Raw genomic sequence first — 15,332 nt, forward strand, 5'->3', positions numbered from 1 at the left:
CCGCCCGTCAGTTCGCGACGCCGAGCAGACTGCGCGCCATGCGCGCGACGTGCGGCGGCGTATGCGGCCCGAGCCACACGGTCCACTGCGCGGGCGGCTCGCTGCAGGTCCACTCGACGCACCACGAGTGCACCGCGTTCGCGAGCCGCTCACCCTTGGCGTGCGCGTTGATGCCGTCGCCGCGCACGAGCCAGCGCACCGACACCCCGTCCGGTACGTCGATGTGGCGGATCTGGATGCGGGCGGCGGCTTCGAGCAACACGACTCCGGTGGCATCCCCGGGCAGGCGAGCGGCGATCCCGGCGATCAGACCGGCGTCGGCGGCGTCTCCCGCGATGAGCACGACGCCCTCGATGTTCGCCCAGTCGGGATCGTCCAGGTGTTCGCTCGCGGTGCTCATGCCACGAGTATAGGTAAGGCTGCCCTTACTAAACAACCCATTCCCGGCCCCCGCCCGGCCAGCTCGCCGTACGCTTGTCGTATGACTTCTCCTGCTGAATCCACCATCACCATGTTCGGCGCTGACTGGTGCCGCGACTGCATCCGCACCAAGAAGCAGCTCGACGAGCTGGGCGTGGAGTACACCTACGTCGACCTCGTGGCCGACCCCTCCGCGGCCGACGTCGCCAAGGAGATCTCGGGCCGCACGAACATCCCGGTGGTCGTCTATCCCGACGCCTCGCACCACGTCGAGCCCTCGAACTCCGACGTCGAGTCGAAGCTGCGGGAACTCTCCCTCATCTGACCTCGAGGGCACCGCTACACTGGCGCGATGAGCACCGAGGCTCGTCCGACGCGGGTATCCACCCCGCTCCCCCGGCGCACGATCGCGCTCTACGCGGCGGGGTCCGTCGGAACGGGCGGCTACGCCACCCTGCCCGGGCTCGTCCTGACCTACTTCCTCACCGACAACCTCGGTGTCTCGGCGCTCGTCGCCGGCATCATCGTCACGGCCGCGAAGGTCTGGGACGTGCTCATCGACCCGGTGATCGGCGCGGCCTCCGACCGCCAGCTGGCCCGCACCGGCTCCCGCCGAGGACTCATGGTCGCCGGCGCGCTCGCGCTCCCCGTCTTCTTCGCTCTCACGTTCGCCGTGCCTCCGTCGTGGGGGCCGGTCGCCGGCGCCGTCGGTGTGCTGCTGGCGTTCGTCGCGACGGCGACGGCGTTCAGCCTGTTCCAGGTCCCCTACGTCGCTCTCCCCGCCGAACTGACCTCCGGCTACGACGCGCGCACGCGACTCTTGGGGTGGCGGGTCGTGGTGCTGACCGCCGGCATCCTGCTGTTCGGGGCGGGCGGGCCCGCCCTGCGGAGCATCGATGACGACCCCGTCATCGGCTACCTCGTCATGGGCGTCGCCGCGGGTGCGGCCATCGGCGTCGGGATGCTGGTGGCGACGCGCTCCGCTCCCACGACGCCGCGTGAGGTGCCGCGGCGCGCCGCGAAACCGCCCGGGCTGCGCGAGCAGTACGCGGCCGGCGTGCGGGTGGTGCGCGACAGCCGCCCGTTCCGCGCCCTGCTGGCGACCTTCCTGCTGCAGGCGCTCGCGACCGGGGCCATGCTGGCGGGCGCGCAGTACGTCGCGACCTGGGTCCTGCGCTCCGAAGACGCGGTGACGCTCGTCTTCCTCGCGCTCGTGGGCCCCGCGCTCATCGCCGCCCCCGCCTGGACGGCCGTGGCCCGGCGGATCGGCAAGGAACGCGCCTTCACCTTCGCGAGCGTCCTCTTCGCGGTCGCGGCCGCCTCGTTGACGGCTGCGCTGTGGTCACCCGGGGAATGGATATACGCGTCGGTCGGGGTGGCCGGAGTCGCCTACGCCGGACTGCAGTCGCTCCCGATGGCGATGCTCCCCGACGTCATCTCGCACGACCGCGGCGAGCGCGCGGGTGCCTTCACGGGCGTCTGGACCGCGGGGGAGACCGTCGGATTCGCGCTGGGCGCGGCGGTCGTCTCGCTCACCCTGGCCGCGACGGGCTACGTCTCGACGGTCGCGGGTGCGACAGCGGTGCAGCCGGATGCCGCGATCACCGGCATCGTGCTCGTCTTCAGCGTCGTGCCCGCCGTGCTCATCGCGCTCAGCCTCCTGCCGCTCTCGCGCTACCCCCTGCGCCGCGACGACGTCGACCGCACGACGCTCGCGTGAGCATCCCCTTCCCCGCTGGTCGAGCCGCTGTGCCGGCCCGCGGCATAGGCTGGGGTCCGTTCGAAGGAGCCGCCGATGACCTCTACGCACGCCGCCGATACACCGGCCGAAATCGCACGCGCCTCAGGACTAAAGGGGGCCGAGGGCACGTCCGCAGCCACGCCAGCCGGGATCTCCGAGAGCGAGAGCACGCGACTGGATGCCGCGATCGATTCCCTGCGCACGGGCACGCGGATCTGGTCCGCTCTGACGATCGCGCAGCGCGCCACCCTGCTGCGACAGGTCCGGGCGAGCGTCGCCGCCGCGGCGGAGGACTGGGCTACCACCGCCGCCGCGACGAAGGGCCTCGACCACCGGCACCCGCTGCGGGGCGAGGAGTGGCTCAGCGGGCCCTACAGCGTGCTCGGGGCACTCGACGCTTACATCGAAACCCTGACGCGGCTCGCCGGCGGACGCAATCCGCTCGACGGCGTGCGCATCGACCGCGCGCCGGGCGGACGCACGCGCGTGCACGCGTTCCCCCTGACGCGCATCGACCGGTTCCTGCTCTCCGGCTTCACCGGCGAGGTCTGGCTCGAACCCGGCACCACACCTCGGGCCGCCCGCGCCGCCGCGGGCCTCGGGCAGCGCACCCCCGCCGAATCGAACGGCGTCGGACTTGTGCTCGGGGCGGGGAACATCACCTCCATCCCCGTTCTCGACGTGCTCTATGAGCTGCTCGCCTCGAACCGCACGGCACTGCTGAAGGTCAACCCCACGCAGGATCCGTTGGTACCGATCTACAAGCGCGCCCTCGCGCCGCTGATCGAACCGGGCTTCCTGCGCATCGTGCGCGGCGGCCCGGCCGTGGGCGCCCACCTCACGGCCCACGCCGGAATCGATCACGTGCACATCACCGGCTCGGCAGCCACGTTCGACGCCATCGTCTGGGGGAAGCCCACTGCGTCGGGCACCCGTCGCGACACCCCGGCGATGACCACACCGATCACGGCCGAACTCGGCGGGGTGTCGCCGATCATCGTCGTGCCCGGCCCCTGGACGGAGGCCGACCTGCGGCACCAGGCCCAGCACATCGCGACCATGCGCCTGCAGAACAGCGGGCACAACTGCATCGCCGGGCAGGTCGTCATCGTCTCGTCCGACTGGGACCAGGCGGATGCCTTCCGTGCCGCACTCCGCAACGCCTACGCCACAGCGCCCGAGCGACCCACCTGGTACCCCGGTTCGACCGAGCGCGTGCGGCAGGCATCCGAGTCCTACCCCGACGCCCTCGTGCTCGGCGACCGTCTGCTCATCGAGATCGAGGGCGACGACGACCCGGCGGGCCTCCAGAGCACGGAGTACTTCGCCCCGGTGCTCGGCGTCGTGACGGTTCCGGGCACGGGACAGGCGTTCCTCGACGCCGCCGTGGCGCACGCGAATGAACGCTTGCAGGGCACCCTCGGCGCGAACCTGCTCATCGACCCGGTCACCGAGAAGAGCCTCGGCACGGGGTTCGAGCGCGCCGTCGCTGCGCTGCACTACGGCTCGATCGCCATCAACAGCTGGACGGCGTTCGGATTCATCACCCCCACACTCACCTGGGGCGCGTTCCCCGGCAACACGATCGACGACGTCGGCAGCGGGATCGGGGTGGTGCACAACGCCCTGCTGCTCGACCGCGTGGAGCGCTCGGTGCTGCGCGGGCCGTTCCGCCCCTTCCCGCGCTCCCTCCCCTGGCGCAACGGCGGCGGCCGGTTCACGATCCTCCCCACGCCGCCGTGGTTCGTCTCGTCGCGCACGGGGGCCGAAGTGAGCGAAGGGCTCACCCGGTTCCGCGCGGGCGGAGGCATCACAGGCCTGGCGAAGACCCTCCTCGCCGCCCTGCGCGCGTAGCGCGACTCGCGGGTCGGGCCGACTCAGGGATTGAGGTCGGCTTCGGAGCGCGTGAACGTCTCGGCGCACACACCGAGCCCCTCGGTGTAGCCGAGCGCGAACCAGTACTTCCGCTGCTCGCTCGACCCGTGCGTCCAGCTCTCGGGGTTCTGGAATCCGGCCTGCTCCTGGATGTGGTCGTCGCCGACCGCCGAGGCCGCGTTCAGGGCGTCCTCGATCTGCGTCTCGGTCGGCTTCTGCAGGTATGCGTCGCCGTCGGCATCCGTCTGCTCGGTCATCCGGCCGATCCACGCGCCGGCGTAGCAGTCGGCCTGCAGTTCCATCCGCACGCCGTTGCTGCCCGGACCGGTTCCGTTGTTGGGGTACTGCTCCATGGTGCCGATGAGGTTCTGGATGTGGTGGCCCCACTCGTGCCCGACGATGTAGAGCTGCGCCAGGTTGCCGGCGGATGCTCCGAACTGCTCGCGCATGAGCCCGAAGAACGTGGGGTCGACGTAGACCCCCTGCTCGGGCGGGCAGTAGAACGGACCCACCGCGTTCGACGCCGTGCCGCACTGGGTCGGCGTCGACCCGTCGACCACGGTGAGGGTGGGCGCGACGTACCCGTCGACGTTCTCGCCCCAGAATGCGTCGAGGGCGACCTGGGCGCCCGCCATACGGCAGTCGACGTCTTCGTTCGCGTCCTGTCCGGTCTCGCAGTTCTCGATGACCGAACCCTCCGACGATCCCGGCGCACCGCCGGTCGAACCGCCGAACAACCCGGAGAGGTCGATGCCGAGCAGCGGTCCGGCGATGAGCGCGAGCAGGCCGAGCACGCCCACGCCGCCGCCGCCCGCGATGGCGGCGGTGCGTCCGCGCCGGCGGGTGGTGTTGTTCGACAGGTCGGCGTCGGGATTGAACGTCATGGATCGAGGGTACTCCGGGGCGCGACGGTCGTAGGCTCGGGGCATGACGACCACGATCACCATCACGGGGGCCGGCGGACAGATCGGCTACGCGCTGCTGTTCCGCATCGCGGCGGGAGACATGCTCGGCGCAGACGAGAAGGTGCGGTTGCGGCTGCTCGAGATCCCGGCGGGGCTGGGCGCCGCCGAGGGGGCGGCGCTCGAACTGCAGGACGGCGCGTTCGCCCTGCTGGAGCACGTGGAGGTGACCGACGATCCCGCCGTGGCCTTCGACGGCGCCGACCACGCCCTGCTGGTCGGGGCGCGCCCGCGCGGCCCGGGGATGGAGCGCGGCGACCTGCTCGCGGCGAACGGCGGCATCTTCGGCCCGCAGGGCGCGGCGATCGCCGCGAACGCGGCCCCCGGCGTGCGCGTGACGGTGGTGGGGAATCCCGCGAACACCAACGCCCTGATCGCCGCAGCGTCGGCCGACGGAGTGCCGGCCGACCGCTTCTCGGCCCTCACCCGGCTCGACGAGAACCGTGCGCGCGCCCAGCTGGCGCAGACCCTGGGCGTGCCGGTGGGCATCGTGCAGCGGGTTCCGATCTGGGGCAACCACTCGGCCACCCAGTTCCCCGACGTCTCTCACGCCACGGTCGGCGGCGAGCCGGCCGCCGAGGCCCTCGCGCGCATCGTCGGCGACGTGCCGAGCTGGGTCGACGCCACCTTCATCCCGCGGGTGGCCAAGCGCGGCGCCGAGATCATCGCGGTGCGCGGATCGTCGTCGGTCGCCTCCGCGGCGAATGCGGCGATCGAGCACGTGCACGATTGGGTGCACGGCACTCGGGACTGGACCTCGGCGGCGGTCGTCTCGCGTGGGGAATACGGGGTGCCGGAGGGGCTGGTGTCGTCGTTCCCGGTGGAGGCCGTCGACGGCGAGTGGCGCATCGTCGAGGGACTCGAGATCGGCGACGACGCGCGTCGCCGCATCGACGTCTCGGTGGCGGAACTCATCGAGGAGCGCGACGCGGTGCGGGGTCTCGGGCTGATCTGAGCCGCCACTCTTCCGGCCGCGACGATGTGGAGAACTCGTTCTCCACCGTCTCCGTACGAGGACGGAAAGCCGTCGTACGGTTACTGGACTGACGACGCTCCTCAGAGCAGAATGGACCGGTGACCTTGTCTGCTGACACGATCGGAATGATCATCGCCCTCTTCGCCTTCATGGTGTCGCTGGGCGGTGGAGTGGGTGCGATGTTCGCCCACCTGTCGAAGCGCCTCGACGCCCGCTTCGACCTCGTCGACGCACGCTTCGACCAGGTCGACGTACGTCTGGATCGTATGGACGCACGGATGGACCGCATGGACCTGCGCTTCGATCGGATGGACGGCCGGATGGACCGGCTCGAACAGGGCCAGGCCGCTCTGGAGCATGAGCTGGTCGAGGTGAAGGTCGCGATCGCTCGCTGGGAGGGTCCGCCGCGGCGCTTGCAGCACCTGTGAGGCTGCGTGTCCGCGCCGGGACAGAAGCGTTCGTGACGCGCAGAAGTGCCGCACGACAGCGCGGGAACAGGGCACAATGGATGCGGGAGGTGCGCCGATGAGCGACGCGATGGACCGGACGACCGGAGAGGCGTCGCTCGACGACGCACTGACGAGTCCCCTGCACCTTCCGCACGCGGCAGCGGAGTGCCCGAAGTGCTTCACGGAGCTGCAGCAGAACCGCAACTTCTGGCTCGCTCGCCCCGACGGCTCACGCCTCGTGGGACTGGTGGTGTCGCGCGAAGGGATGCCGCCGGTCGTGCAGCAGCGAGCCGATCTCACCCGGTTCGGCGTACCGATCGAGGGCTTCCGTCACCCCGCCCCCGACATCCTGGAGAGCTGGGGCGACCGCATCACCCGCCTGCTCGACACCCTTCGGCCGGGAGACGTTCTCGTCGTCGCCACCACGCAGGCCCTCGGCCGCGACAGCGAAGAAGAGACGCGTACGATCACCGAACTGCGCCAGCGGGGCATCATCGTGAAGGTGCTCAACCACGACGCACGCCATCTGGCCGACCTCGCGCGCTGAGCCGCCCCCGCGGACCGACGAGAGCAGACGTCAGTCGGCGTCGGTGTCAGGCTGATCGCGCAGCGACTCGTCATCGAGCAGCGGAAGGTCGGCGCGGGTCACGACCTGCGACGTCACCGCGTACTCCACCAGGCGGGCCCGTCGGTTCGTCGCGAGCTTTCCCGCGCCCCCGCGGAGCCCCTGCACACCCATGCGGTCGAGCTTGTCGCACACGTTGTCGAGCTTGCGGTTGAACTTGCTCATCGTCCATCCGAGGCGCTTGGCGGCCGCGCTCGACGAGGGCAGCTCGTTCATGCTCACCCCTTCGCGGCGCAGCATGGGCTCGGCGAGCGCGACCATCAGCTGTTTCTGCAGGGGCGTGAAGCTCGCGGGCATCACGGTGGTCTCGCCGCTCATCGACATCTCCACCTGCCGGGAGACCTCGTACGGGGCCTCCTCGGTGTGCAGACTGAGCTCGTAGGTGACCGGTCCGGCGGTGAAGACGATCACCGTGCGCTCGAAGACCAGCGGCATGCGGGCACCGGGCGACAACCACGACTGCACCGCCCCGCCCGCGCTCGACACCGTCGCCGCCAGGCGCACGCCCACGTTGGCGAGCCACCAGAGCCCCTCGCGGTACTGCAGCTCGAGGAAGTGCCGGTGCAGGTAGAGGTTGTCGTCGATCTCGAGGTCGCCCTCGCGTCCGATGATGAACGGGCGGTCGGTCGGAAGGTCGTGCCACTCGCCGGCGAACTCGAGCCGCAACGGCACGGGCGCTTTCGTCGTCGCCGCACCCTCGGCCCCGAGACCCACCGCTGCACTCGCATCGCTCACGTCGTTACCCCCTGGCCAACATCCTGCCATGCGGAGGCGCGCCGGCGTGCGCAGGCCGCGAGGGAGCTCAGTCGCGGGCGACCTCGACGCTGACGAAACGCGAACCGGGGATCTCGCGGATCTCGATGGAGGCGCCGTCGAGCGAGCCGGGATCGATTCCGAACCGGGCGGCGAGCTGGGCGGAATCCAGCGCGGCGAGCGCGGCCGCCTCGCTCGCCGGCGCGAGGAAGCGCATGTCCCCCGACCGCGACGGCCCGTACTTGTCGGGGTTGTCCTGTCCGATCGCGTCTTCGTACAGCTCTTCCACGAACTGCTTCGGCACCTTCTTCGGGAGCCCCTTGACCTCGCCGAGCAGATCGCCGGGGAGGCTCCGCACCCCTTGGCCGACCGCGCCGCCGAGGTCGCGTGCGGCGTTGTAGTCCGGGTTGCGGTGACGCCCCACGTGGCCGAGGGTCTCGTAACCGCGCCGCGCCTCCTCGCGGATGTCGTACTTCTTCGCATGGGAGGCCGGCTTGTCGTCGCGGCGGTGCTTCGGCACGCTGTCGCGGTTGCGGCGATCGAGGCCGCGGATCGCGTCGGCATCCGCCCGATGCTTGCCCCCGCGTTTGCGGAACGCTCCCGAGAACCCGCGCTTGAACTCGTGCCCGGCCCCGTCGACCGCGTCGACCAGGTCTCTCATCAGCTTCTTCAGCGTCATGGTTCAGTCCCCCGAGATCTGCAGGTTGGCGATGTCGGCGAGCAGCCGGTCGGTGAGCTCCTCGACGTCGGCGGCCTGGGCATCCATCTCGTCCGCCGCCTGGTCGAGAGCCTCGAGGTCGGCGAAGAACTCGTCGGAGTCGCCGATCACCCCTTCGACGACCGGCGCGTCGAGCAGCGCGTTGACGATCGTCGGCACCTGGTCGACGAGCGGCTCGATCGCGAGCGGGAGCACTTCGTCGATGACTTTCTCGAGCGTGATCTCCATCGCCATCGAGAACAGCTTCTTGCGGGCCAGGATGAGCACCGCGGCTCCACCGGCACCCAGCGGTCCGGCGGCGAGGAGCGGGATGAGCTGGGCGAGGGTGATCGTGATGTCGGCGATGACCTTGATCTTGAGCGCCAAGACGATGTCGGCCGCGATGTCGATGCCCACCGCCGCGGGCCCGAGCACGTCGAGCAGCTGCTGCACGTTCTCCGAGCGATTGCGGTTCCACCCGTTGAGGTGGGCGGCGCCGGCCTCTCCCCGCATCGCCGCCGCGATGTCACCGTTGATCCGCCGGTCGGCCGACTGGACCAACGCCTCCATGTCGTCGCGATATCCGCGCACGTAGCCCGCGGCCTTGCGCACCTCGTCCTCGTCGATGTCGGGCCATTCCAGCCCGAGCTTGTCCATCACCCAGATGAGCTCGTTCGGGAGCATCATTCCCATGGCGACCACCTCCGGCGATGACGCTACCGATCACCGTGCGGAGAGAGCCATGGGGAGATCAGCCCATGGGCACCTCAGCCCACCCGGCGCGGATCAGTGCTTCGGCGCGTCACCCGGCACGAAGTACCGCGCCGGCGACAGGCCCGTGCGCCGGATGGCCTCGCCGCCCGCGTCGAGGAACTGCTGCATCGTCGCGACGCTGACCGTTCCCGCCGGGTCGGCGACGATCACGTTGTCGACCACCGGCAGCAGGGTCGCGGTGCCCTTCGGCCATGCGGCGAACGTCGTGGTGACGCCGGTGTCGAGCACCTGGATCTTCGGGTCGGCGAGGTGCACGTCTGGACGCTGCAGCGCCGCGGTCTGCGCCTCGTAGGCGCGCACGCTGAACAGGCGCAGCACGCGCTCGACGCGCATCTCGAGGGCCGACACTCTCTCCCGCCACGGGTAGGGCGCCCAGGCGCCGTCGCCCCAGACGATCGGATGCGCGCTGACGAGCGGACCACCGTCGTCGAACAGTTTCTCGGCGAGATCGAGCACCCGCGCGATGCCCGCTTCGTCGTCGGCGCCGACGACAGCCACGGCCGTGCGCGAGAGCGGGAAGACGACGGGAGCCCCGGCGAGAGCATCCGCATCGAGGCGCGCGGGCTTCAGCAGCACGGCGGATGCCGTCGTCTCGTCGTCGATGACGATGACGCCGTCGACCGGTGACGGCACGGCGGGTGCCGACATGGCGGCACGCGCGACCACACTGCGGAAGGGCAGTACGGGATCCTCAGTGCCCTGCGTGACGGCGACGCCCTGCACGTCGAGACCGAGGAACACCTCGCCGCCGAGGTACTCCACGCGCGGGTGCGCATCACCGGGCGCGGTGATCGACAGCACGCCGAGTTCGCTCGCACCGTAGATCCGCGGTCGCGCGTCCGTCGCGGTGTTCCCGATTGCATCCGACATGCTCATTGCCCTCTCGTCGAGATCTCAGCCCAGACTATCGGCGCGGTGCGCGCGCCCCGTGATCGATCGCGGTGCCCCTGGCCGCGGGGGGGGTCATCGCGCGTCGGCGAGGGCGACGACATCCGCCCAGGTCCACCGCACGTCGATGCCCGCCACGGGTTTCGATCCGCCGTACCGCTCCGACACCCAGCTCGCGGGCACCAGATGCAGGGCCAGCGACGCGTCGCCCGCGTCGTCGGAACCCGCCCAGATCAGGGCCATGCCCAGAGTCTCTGACAGCGTCCACACCCGCGCGGCCGTCGCCCCGGCCGTTCGCAGTGCCGCGGCGTACGAGGCGAGGCTGTCGCCGTTGTGCTGCTCCAGCTCGTCCAGGCTGCGCCACCCGCCCGTGAGGTAGACCCCCAGATCGGTGATCTGCGAGGCGAACGCCGCGATCTCCTCGGGCGACGCAGACGAACCGTCGCGCGACGGATCGCCCCGCCACGCCAGAGGCAGGATGCGCGCCGCGCCGCGCACGAGAACCGGATTGTTCGCAGAGAGCCACCCACCCGCCTCGGCCGCGAGCGCCTCTGCGCGCAGCCCCTGGGGTGTCAGGAGGAGTGCGCGACCCTCGTCGGGCAGAAGCGCTCCCCTCACCACCGCGTCGGGCGCGAAGGTGGAGGCCGGCGGTGCGGCGGCCCCCTGCTCGCTCCTCACCGGCGACCGGCGAGGTCGACGACGTCAGCCCAGCTCCACCGAACATCGATGCCCTCGACGGCACCCTCTGCACCGCGCTCGTGCACCCAGCTCGGCGGCACCACGTGGAGGGAGACCGACGACGTGCCCGCCTGCTCGTCGCCCGCCCACACGAGCGCGGCGCCGACACCCTGCTCGACGAAGACCCACGCGTCGACCCGCGTCGCGCCCGCGGCTGCAAGGGCGCGGGTATAAGAGCCGATGCTGTCGTCCCGTCGCGTCTTCAGATCGAGAAGCGTCCACGGGCCCGCCCGGTGGGCGCATGCGCCCTGCACGCGCGAGGCGAAGGACGCGATCTGCTTCGGCTCGGCGTAGGGGTTGTACCCGCTCCCGGGGTCGCCGCGCCACGCCAGCGGGAGGATCTTGGCCGCTCCGCGGACGAGCACCGGCAGGTCCGGCGTCAGCCAGCCGCTGTCTGCGACCTCGAGGATGCCCTCGGGAAGGCCCTCGGAGCGGACCACCGCATCCCGCGCATTCGTCGACAGCATCGCCCCCGTCGAGACGGTCTCCGGAGCGAACGGGTCATGCTGAGCCATGGTTCTCCTCAGGCATCGAGATCAGAAGTTCAGCTCTCTCCAGCTTCCCGGCCACCGGGACTGGTCGAGCATGTTGTCGCCGTTGTTGAACCCGGTGGCGTCGTGCGGGATGTCGATCACGGCCTCGGGCACACCGCTCGGCAGGTAGCCGCCGGGGATCCAGTGGTCGACGTCAGTACCGCCCTCGTTGCCCGACGGCATCCGCAGGCCCGAGAGGTCTTCCGGAGCGAAGTCGCGCAGCTGCACGTCGGCACCCACGAAGAAGTCGTCGGGCAGGCCGAGCAGCTCGCTGAGCTTGTGCGGGTCGCCGTTGGCCTCACCGATGACGCGGTCGAGCTGGTCGGTCGGGAACACGTAGGCCGTGTTGCTGCCGTCGTTCGCCCGGTTGTTGCCGGGACCCCAGTCGAGGATGGAGTCGGTCTTGTAGATGCGCGTGGCACCGTTCGAGAACTGATCGAGGTGCTCGTTGATGTAATCGGCGTCGAGGTAGGTGTCGGGCGAGGGGCGGTTGCCCTTGCCCGCGCCGACGATGTCGTTGGGCAGCGGGCCGTCGGTCCGCCAGCCGTTGCGCAGCGCTTCGGGCACGTCGGTCGCATCGAGCTCGTTGACGCCGACGGTGTTGGCGTCCTGCTTGCGGCCGTGCTTGCGGAACATCTCCGCGAGCTGGCGGACGTGCACGGGCATGCCGTCGAGGGAGTCCTTCATCGAGCGGACAACCGGCTTCAAACTCATGGTCAGTCTCCTCCGATGTTGAGGCTGGCGAGATCCGACATCAACCGCTCGGTGAGGGTCTCGACGTCGGCGGCGTGCTGATCCATCTCGCCCTGCGCCTGCTCGAGCGCCTGCAGGTCGGCGTAGAACTCATCCGGGTCGCCGGCGACCGCCTCGACGATCGGAGCATCCAACGCCGCCATGATGACGGCCGGCAGCTCTTCGGCCATCGGCTCGATCACCATGGGCAGCACCTGGTTGAGCACCTGCTCGACCGCGATGTCGACAGCGGCGTTCAACAGCTTCTTCTTCAGCAGCAGCATCGGCCCCGCGCCCAGCGCGGTGACCGGGTTGGTCAGCATGCCCACCAGGGCGATCATCGTGGTCGTGACGTCGGCGATGACCTTGATCTTCAGCGCGAACACGGCATCCGCCGCGATGTCGACACCCGTCGGCACCGGGCCGAGCAGATCGATCAGGCGCTGCAGGTTCTGCGACCGGTTCTGATTCCACGCGCTCACATACGCCGGGCCGGCCTGGCCCCGCATGGCGCCGGCGAGATCGCCGTTCACCTTGCGGTCCATGACCTGGATCTTGTTCTCCAGATCGTCACGGAACACGCGAATCATCGACGAGCCACGACGCAGCTCGTCCTCGTCGATATCCGGCCATTCGAAACCGAGCTTCTCCATCACCCAGATCAGCTCGTTCGGCAACATCATTCCCACGGCGTACCCCTCCCACAGAAGACTTTACGAGGCCGGGGCGGTTCGCCGCGACGGGGAGAACTACCCGTGCGACGTTGCGCCACGGCATCCGATCACTTCGGCACGACCGCCCACTGCACGATGCTCGACGTGAGCGGGGCGACGGCACCGGTGCGCGGCGCGATCCCCGTCACGTCCTTGTCGACGATGGTGAGCCGGGGGTTCACGGCGAGCGGCATCGCCACCGCCATCCGCACGATGGATGCTTCGATCTGGGCGAGCACTTCGCGCCCCTCGTACACGTCGGCGGTGCGGGCGAGCTGCGCGACGAGTTCGTCGCGGGCCGGGTCGGTCGCACCGATGGCCGCGGCCTTGCCGCTCGTGCCCCAGCGCGCGAGAATCTGCGCCGGACTCTGCGGGATCGCCTCGCGCACGATCGCAGCATCCCACTGTCCTGCATCGAGGGCGGCGTCGAGATCGTCGGTGCCGCAATCTTGGATGCTCCACCCGGCCTCCCCCGCCGACTGCGTCATCGCGGCGAACACTCCGGCCGCGAACGCGCTGGTGCGGTCGTACAGCACGCACACCGGTGCGCCGGCGGCGACGCCGGAGAGCTCGCGTTCGGCGCCGGCGTCACCGTTCGGGGATCCGATGCTGTCGGCGAACCCGGAGTCCTCGTTGACGATGTCGTAGGCGCGCGAGCCCGGCGCCGAGAGCATCGACGTGGTGCCGGTGTAGGACTGCGCCCACTCCCCCGCGCCGCCGGCGATGAGGGCGCTGGCCGGGATCGAGTGCAGGAAGGCGGTGCGCGCCGGCTGCTGCGTGAAGGCGCCGACCGGGTTGACGAGCACGGCCCACACCGTGCCGTCGTGTGAGGTGTCGACGGTGTAGTCCTGGCGTTCGAGCTCACGGATCGGCTCGCGGTTCTCGGCCGTGGGGCGCACCTGCGCGACATCGAGGGTGTCGCCGATCGCGGCGACCGGGTTGTCGCCCGGAGGCGTGAGCTCGATGCGGGCGACCTGAGGGGTCACCGGGCCGCGGAACTCGCCGTTGGGTACGAGCGTGACGCTGTCGCCCTCATCGCCGACCTTCTCGATGCGGAACGGACCGCTCGACAGCAGCAGGTCGGCGGAGAGATCGGACGGGTCGTCGACGGTGAAGCCGTCGTTCCAGACCTTCGCGAGCGCGGCGAGGTCGCCGGCGTCGCCGCTCTGCACCGCGCGGATGACGGCCTGCTTCGCCTCCATCGGATCGTCGATGTCGAGACCGCGCTGGCCGACGATGTGAGCCGGCACCGGCACGGTCACCCGCTGCTGCCAGTCGATGACGGGCTGCGCGTAGGTGACCTCGATCGAGCGGGCGAACTCGTCGACCTTCGTCACCTCGGGTGCCGCGGGGTCGGAGGCGACGACGGCGTCGTCGGGTGCGAACTCCCCCGCCGCCCCGGCCCACCCCAGCAGCAGGTCGGCGGCGTCGAGCGGGATGCCGTCGGACCACACCGGCTCGGCGAGGTCGTAGCGCACGGTGAACGGGTCTTCGCTGACGATCGAGACGGTGCCGAAACCCTCGTCGGGCACGAACTCACCGTCGACCACGTCACCGAAGTCGGCCCGCACCGCCTGGGCGATGTCGATGTTGCCGGGCGTCGGCGCCGCGGCGGCATTGAGCGAGGTGAGCTCTCCCGTCCACCCCGCGGTGATCTCCGTGCCCTGCACGACCGTCTCCGGCACCGCCGGCGCGCAGGCGGCGAGCGTCGCCACGACGGCGATCGAAATCGGCGCGGCGACCCAGCGCCTTCCCCCCATCGCGCGTGTCACACGAGGTCGGAGTCGTCGGCGCCTTCGGCCATCGCGCGGAAGGGCTCGCTCTCTTCGCTCTCGAGCCAGGCCCTGGCGTGCTCGAGCAGGATGGCCGGCGAGTCTTCGGCTTCCTGCGCCGTCGCGAACGGCCCGATCGTGTCGTCGGAGGGGCGCTCGTCGGCGCGCACGACCGACTGCGTCGAGAGGTTGTACCAGTAGGGCTGCGATCCGCTCATCGGTCTGCTCCGGTCATGTCCCTGATTCTATGGGGCGCGCAGATCGCTCCGCGCAGAGAGACGGGGCCGGGGCGCGGCCATCGGCCAGCACCACGACCCCGTCGGAGAGGTGCGGGGTTCAGCCGCCGGCGAGCTCGGCGTCCTTGTCGCGGATGGAGTCCGCCATTCGGTCCAGCGCCTGCGCCATGTCGTTCACAGCCTCGGCCGCGTCGTCGAGGGACGTCGTCAACTCCGAGTACGCCGTCGAGTACGCCTCCGAGGCGTTCTCCGTCTTGAAACCGTCCTGCACCAGGTCGTCGATGACGCCCTGCAGCTCCTTCAGCGTGTCGGTCACCGTGCTGCGACCATCACGAAGACGCGCCGCCGCGCTCTCCATCTCGCTGTACGTTGCTCCGAAATCATGTCCGGCCATCGTGGCTCCCTCCGTATCGAAAACGCCCCCCTCGGGCACTGACAGCACGGGAGG

At 70.4% G+C, this 15,332-nt stretch carries 19 protein-coding genes; 6 read left to right on the plus strand and 13 right to left on the minus strand.

Annotated elements, in window-relative coordinates; all coding sequences use genetic code 11:
* Positions 1-7: 7 nt before the first annotated feature.
* Positions 8-400 (minus strand): SIP domain-containing protein, encoded by a 393-nt coding sequence (locus AC3A3J_RS15260; protein WP_487673070.1) that lies wholly within the window; start codon positions 398-400, stop codon positions 8-10.
* A gap of 81 nt (positions 401-481) precedes the next feature.
* Here AC3A3J_RS15260 and AC3A3J_RS15265 point away from each other — a divergent pair, with 81 nt between their 5' ends.
* The 3 genes from AC3A3J_RS15265 (at position 482) to AC3A3J_RS15275 (ending at position 4,015) form a co-directional block, all read left to right on the plus strand.
* Positions 482-745, plus strand: a complete 264-nt coding sequence (locus AC3A3J_RS15265) for a glutaredoxin family protein (protein ID WP_487673071.1) — start codon at positions 482-484, stop codon at positions 743-745.
* A gap of 27 nt (positions 746-772) precedes the next feature.
* Positions 773-2,140 carry an MFS transporter gene (locus AC3A3J_RS15270; protein WP_487673072.1) on the plus strand — a complete coding sequence of 456 codons (1,368 nt, stop codon included), beginning with the start codon at positions 773-775 and terminating at the stop codon, positions 2,138-2,140.
* 75 nt (positions 2,141-2,215) lie between these two features.
* Entirely contained in the window at positions 2,216-4,015 is a 1,800-nt protein-coding gene (locus AC3A3J_RS15275) for an aldehyde dehydrogenase family protein (RefSeq protein WP_487673073.1), read from the plus strand.
* Positions 4,016-4,038: 23 nt separating this feature from the next.
* On the opposite strand, the gene ypfJ is transcribed toward AC3A3J_RS15275, so the two are convergent.
* Positions 4,039-4,920 (minus strand): KPN_02809 family neutral zinc metallopeptidase, encoded by an 882-nt coding sequence (gene ypfJ / locus AC3A3J_RS15280; RefSeq protein ID WP_487673074.1) that lies wholly within the window; start codon positions 4,918-4,920, stop codon positions 4,039-4,041.
* Positions 4,921-4,963: 43 nt separating this feature from the next.
* Between ypfJ and AC3A3J_RS15285 the strand changes: the two genes are divergently transcribed.
* The 3 genes from AC3A3J_RS15285 (at position 4,964) to AC3A3J_RS15295 (ending at position 6,970) form a co-directional block, all read left to right on the plus strand.
* Positions 4,964-5,953: a malate dehydrogenase gene (locus tag AC3A3J_RS15285; RefSeq protein ID WP_487673075.1), complete on the plus strand. Its 990-nt coding sequence runs from the start codon at positions 4,964-4,966 to the stop codon at positions 5,951-5,953.
* A 119-nt stretch (positions 5,954-6,072) separates the two neighbouring features.
* Positions 6,073-6,402: a response regulator gene (locus tag AC3A3J_RS15290; RefSeq protein ID WP_487673076.1), complete on the plus strand. Its 330-nt coding sequence runs from the start codon at positions 6,073-6,075 to the stop codon at positions 6,400-6,402.
* Between the two features lie 97 nt (positions 6,403-6,499).
* Positions 6,500-6,970, plus strand: coding sequence for a recombinase family protein (locus tag AC3A3J_RS15295; RefSeq protein WP_487673077.1), 471 nt, complete (start codon positions 6,500-6,502; stop codon positions 6,968-6,970).
* Positions 6,971-7,000: 30 nt separating this feature from the next.
* Here the strand turns inward: AC3A3J_RS15295 and AC3A3J_RS15300 are convergent, their stop codons facing one another.
* The 11 genes from AC3A3J_RS15300 to AC3A3J_RS15350 all read right to left on the minus strand — a co-directional run bounded on the left by AC3A3J_RS15300 (position 7,001) and on the right by AC3A3J_RS15350 (position 15,278).
* Complete coding sequence (locus tag AC3A3J_RS15300) at positions 7,001-7,714, minus strand: hypothetical protein (RefSeq protein WP_487673134.1); 714 nt, start codon at positions 7,712-7,714, stop codon at positions 7,001-7,003.
* Positions 7,715-7,850: 136 nt separating this feature from the next.
* Positions 7,851-8,480 carry a hypothetical protein gene (locus tag AC3A3J_RS15305; protein WP_487673078.1) on the minus strand — a complete coding sequence of 210 codons (630 nt, stop codon included), beginning with the start codon at positions 8,478-8,480 and terminating at the stop codon, positions 7,851-7,853.
* A 3-nt stretch (positions 8,481-8,483) separates the two neighbouring features.
* Entirely contained in the window at positions 8,484-9,191 is a 708-nt protein-coding gene (locus AC3A3J_RS15310) for a WXG100-like domain-containing protein (RefSeq protein ID WP_487673079.1), read from the minus strand.
* Positions 9,192-9,284: 93 nt separating this feature from the next.
* Complete coding sequence (locus AC3A3J_RS15315) at positions 9,285-10,142, minus strand: hypothetical protein (protein ID WP_487673080.1); 858 nt, start codon at positions 10,140-10,142, stop codon at positions 9,285-9,287.
* Between the two features lie 93 nt (positions 10,143-10,235).
* The gene (locus AC3A3J_RS15320; protein WP_487673081.1) at positions 10,236-10,838 is read right to left on the minus strand and encodes a hypothetical protein; all 603 of its coding nucleotides are present in this window, start codon (positions 10,836-10,838) and stop codon (positions 10,236-10,238) included.
* Positions 10,835-11,413 carry a hypothetical protein gene (locus AC3A3J_RS15325; protein ID WP_487673082.1) on the minus strand — a complete coding sequence of 193 codons (579 nt, stop codon included), beginning with the start codon at positions 11,411-11,413 and terminating at the stop codon, positions 10,835-10,837. The genes AC3A3J_RS15320 and AC3A3J_RS15325 overlap by 4 nt, the downstream gene beginning before the upstream one ends.
* A 21-nt stretch (positions 11,414-11,434) precedes the next feature.
* Positions 11,435-12,145 (minus strand): hypothetical protein, encoded by a 711-nt coding sequence (locus AC3A3J_RS15330; RefSeq protein WP_487673083.1) that lies wholly within the window; start codon positions 12,143-12,145, stop codon positions 11,435-11,437.
* A 2-nt stretch (positions 12,146-12,147) separates the two neighbouring features.
* A complete protein-coding gene (locus tag AC3A3J_RS15335) occupies positions 12,148-12,846 on the minus strand; it encodes a WXG100-like domain-containing protein (RefSeq protein WP_487673135.1) in 699 nt (232 codons plus the stop codon).
* Between the two features lie 98 nt (positions 12,847-12,944).
* Positions 12,945-14,591 carry a periplasmic substrate-binding domain-containing protein gene (locus tag AC3A3J_RS15340; RefSeq protein ID WP_487673084.1) on the minus strand — a complete coding sequence of 549 codons (1,647 nt, stop codon included), beginning with the start codon at positions 14,589-14,591 and terminating at the stop codon, positions 12,945-12,947.
* 53 nt (positions 14,592-14,644) lie between these two features.
* Positions 14,645-14,866 carry a hypothetical protein gene (locus AC3A3J_RS15345; protein WP_487673085.1) on the minus strand — a complete coding sequence of 74 codons (222 nt, stop codon included), beginning with the start codon at positions 14,864-14,866 and terminating at the stop codon, positions 14,645-14,647.
* A gap of 118 nt (positions 14,867-14,984) precedes the next feature.
* On the minus strand, positions 14,985-15,278 hold the full coding sequence (locus tag AC3A3J_RS15350; protein WP_292685669.1) for a WXG100 family type VII secretion target: 294 nt from the start codon (positions 15,276-15,278) through the stop codon (positions 14,985-14,987).
* Positions 15,279-15,332 lie beyond the last annotated feature (54 nt).

The sequence above is a fragment of the Microbacterium sp. Soil_N32 genome (assembly GCF_057655505.1).

Bases quoted from the DNA above. Each gene is read 5' to 3' on its own strand.
- AC3A3J_RS15260 (WP_487673070.1), bottom strand. From the start codon at position 400: ATGAGCACCGCGAGCGAACACCTGGACGATCCCGACTGGGCGAACATC.
- AC3A3J_RS15265 (WP_487673071.1), top strand. From the start codon at position 482: ATGACTTCTCCTGCTGAATCCACCATCACCATGTTCGGCGCTGACTGG.
- AC3A3J_RS15270 (WP_487673072.1), top strand. From the start codon at position 773: ATGAGCACCGAGGCTCGTCCGACGCGGGTATCCACCCCGCTCCCCCGG.
- AC3A3J_RS15275 (WP_487673073.1), top strand. From the start codon at position 2,216: ATGACCTCTACGCACGCCGCCGATACACCGGCCGAAATCGCACGCGCC.
- ypfJ (WP_487673074.1), bottom strand. From the start codon at position 4,920: ATGACGTTCAATCCCGACGCCGACCTGTCGAACAACACCACCCGCCGG.
- AC3A3J_RS15285 (WP_487673075.1), top strand. From the start codon at position 4,964: ATGACGACCACGATCACCATCACGGGGGCCGGCGGACAGATCGGCTAC.
- AC3A3J_RS15295 (WP_487673077.1), top strand. From the start codon at position 6,500: ATGAGCGACGCGATGGACCGGACGACCGGAGAGGCGTCGCTCGACGAC.
- AC3A3J_RS15305 (WP_487673078.1), bottom strand. From the start codon at position 8,480: ATGACGCTGAAGAAGCTGATGAGAGACCTGGTCGACGCGGTCGACGGG.
- AC3A3J_RS15310 (WP_487673079.1), bottom strand. From the start codon at position 9,191: ATGGGAATGATGCTCCCGAACGAGCTCATCTGGGTGATGGACAAGCTC.
- AC3A3J_RS15315 (WP_487673080.1), bottom strand. From the start codon at position 10,142: ATGTCGGATGCAATCGGGAACACCGCGACGGACGCGCGACCGCGGATC.
- AC3A3J_RS15325 (WP_487673082.1), bottom strand. From the start codon at position 11,413: ATGGCTCAGCATGACCCGTTCGCTCCGGAGACCGTCTCGACGGGGGCG.
- AC3A3J_RS15330 (WP_487673083.1), bottom strand. From the start codon at position 12,145: ATGAGTTTGAAGCCGGTTGTCCGCTCGATGAAGGACTCCCTCGACGGC.
- AC3A3J_RS15335 (WP_487673135.1), bottom strand. From the start codon at position 12,846: ATGATGTTGCCGAACGAGCTGATCTGGGTGATGGAGAAGCTCGGTTTC.
- AC3A3J_RS15345 (WP_487673085.1), bottom strand. From the start codon at position 14,866: ATGAGCGGATCGCAGCCCTACTGGTACAACCTCTCGACGCAGTCGGTC.
- AC3A3J_RS15350 (WP_292685669.1), bottom strand. From the start codon at position 15,278: ATGGCCGGACATGATTTCGGAGCAACGTACAGCGAGATGGAGAGCGCG.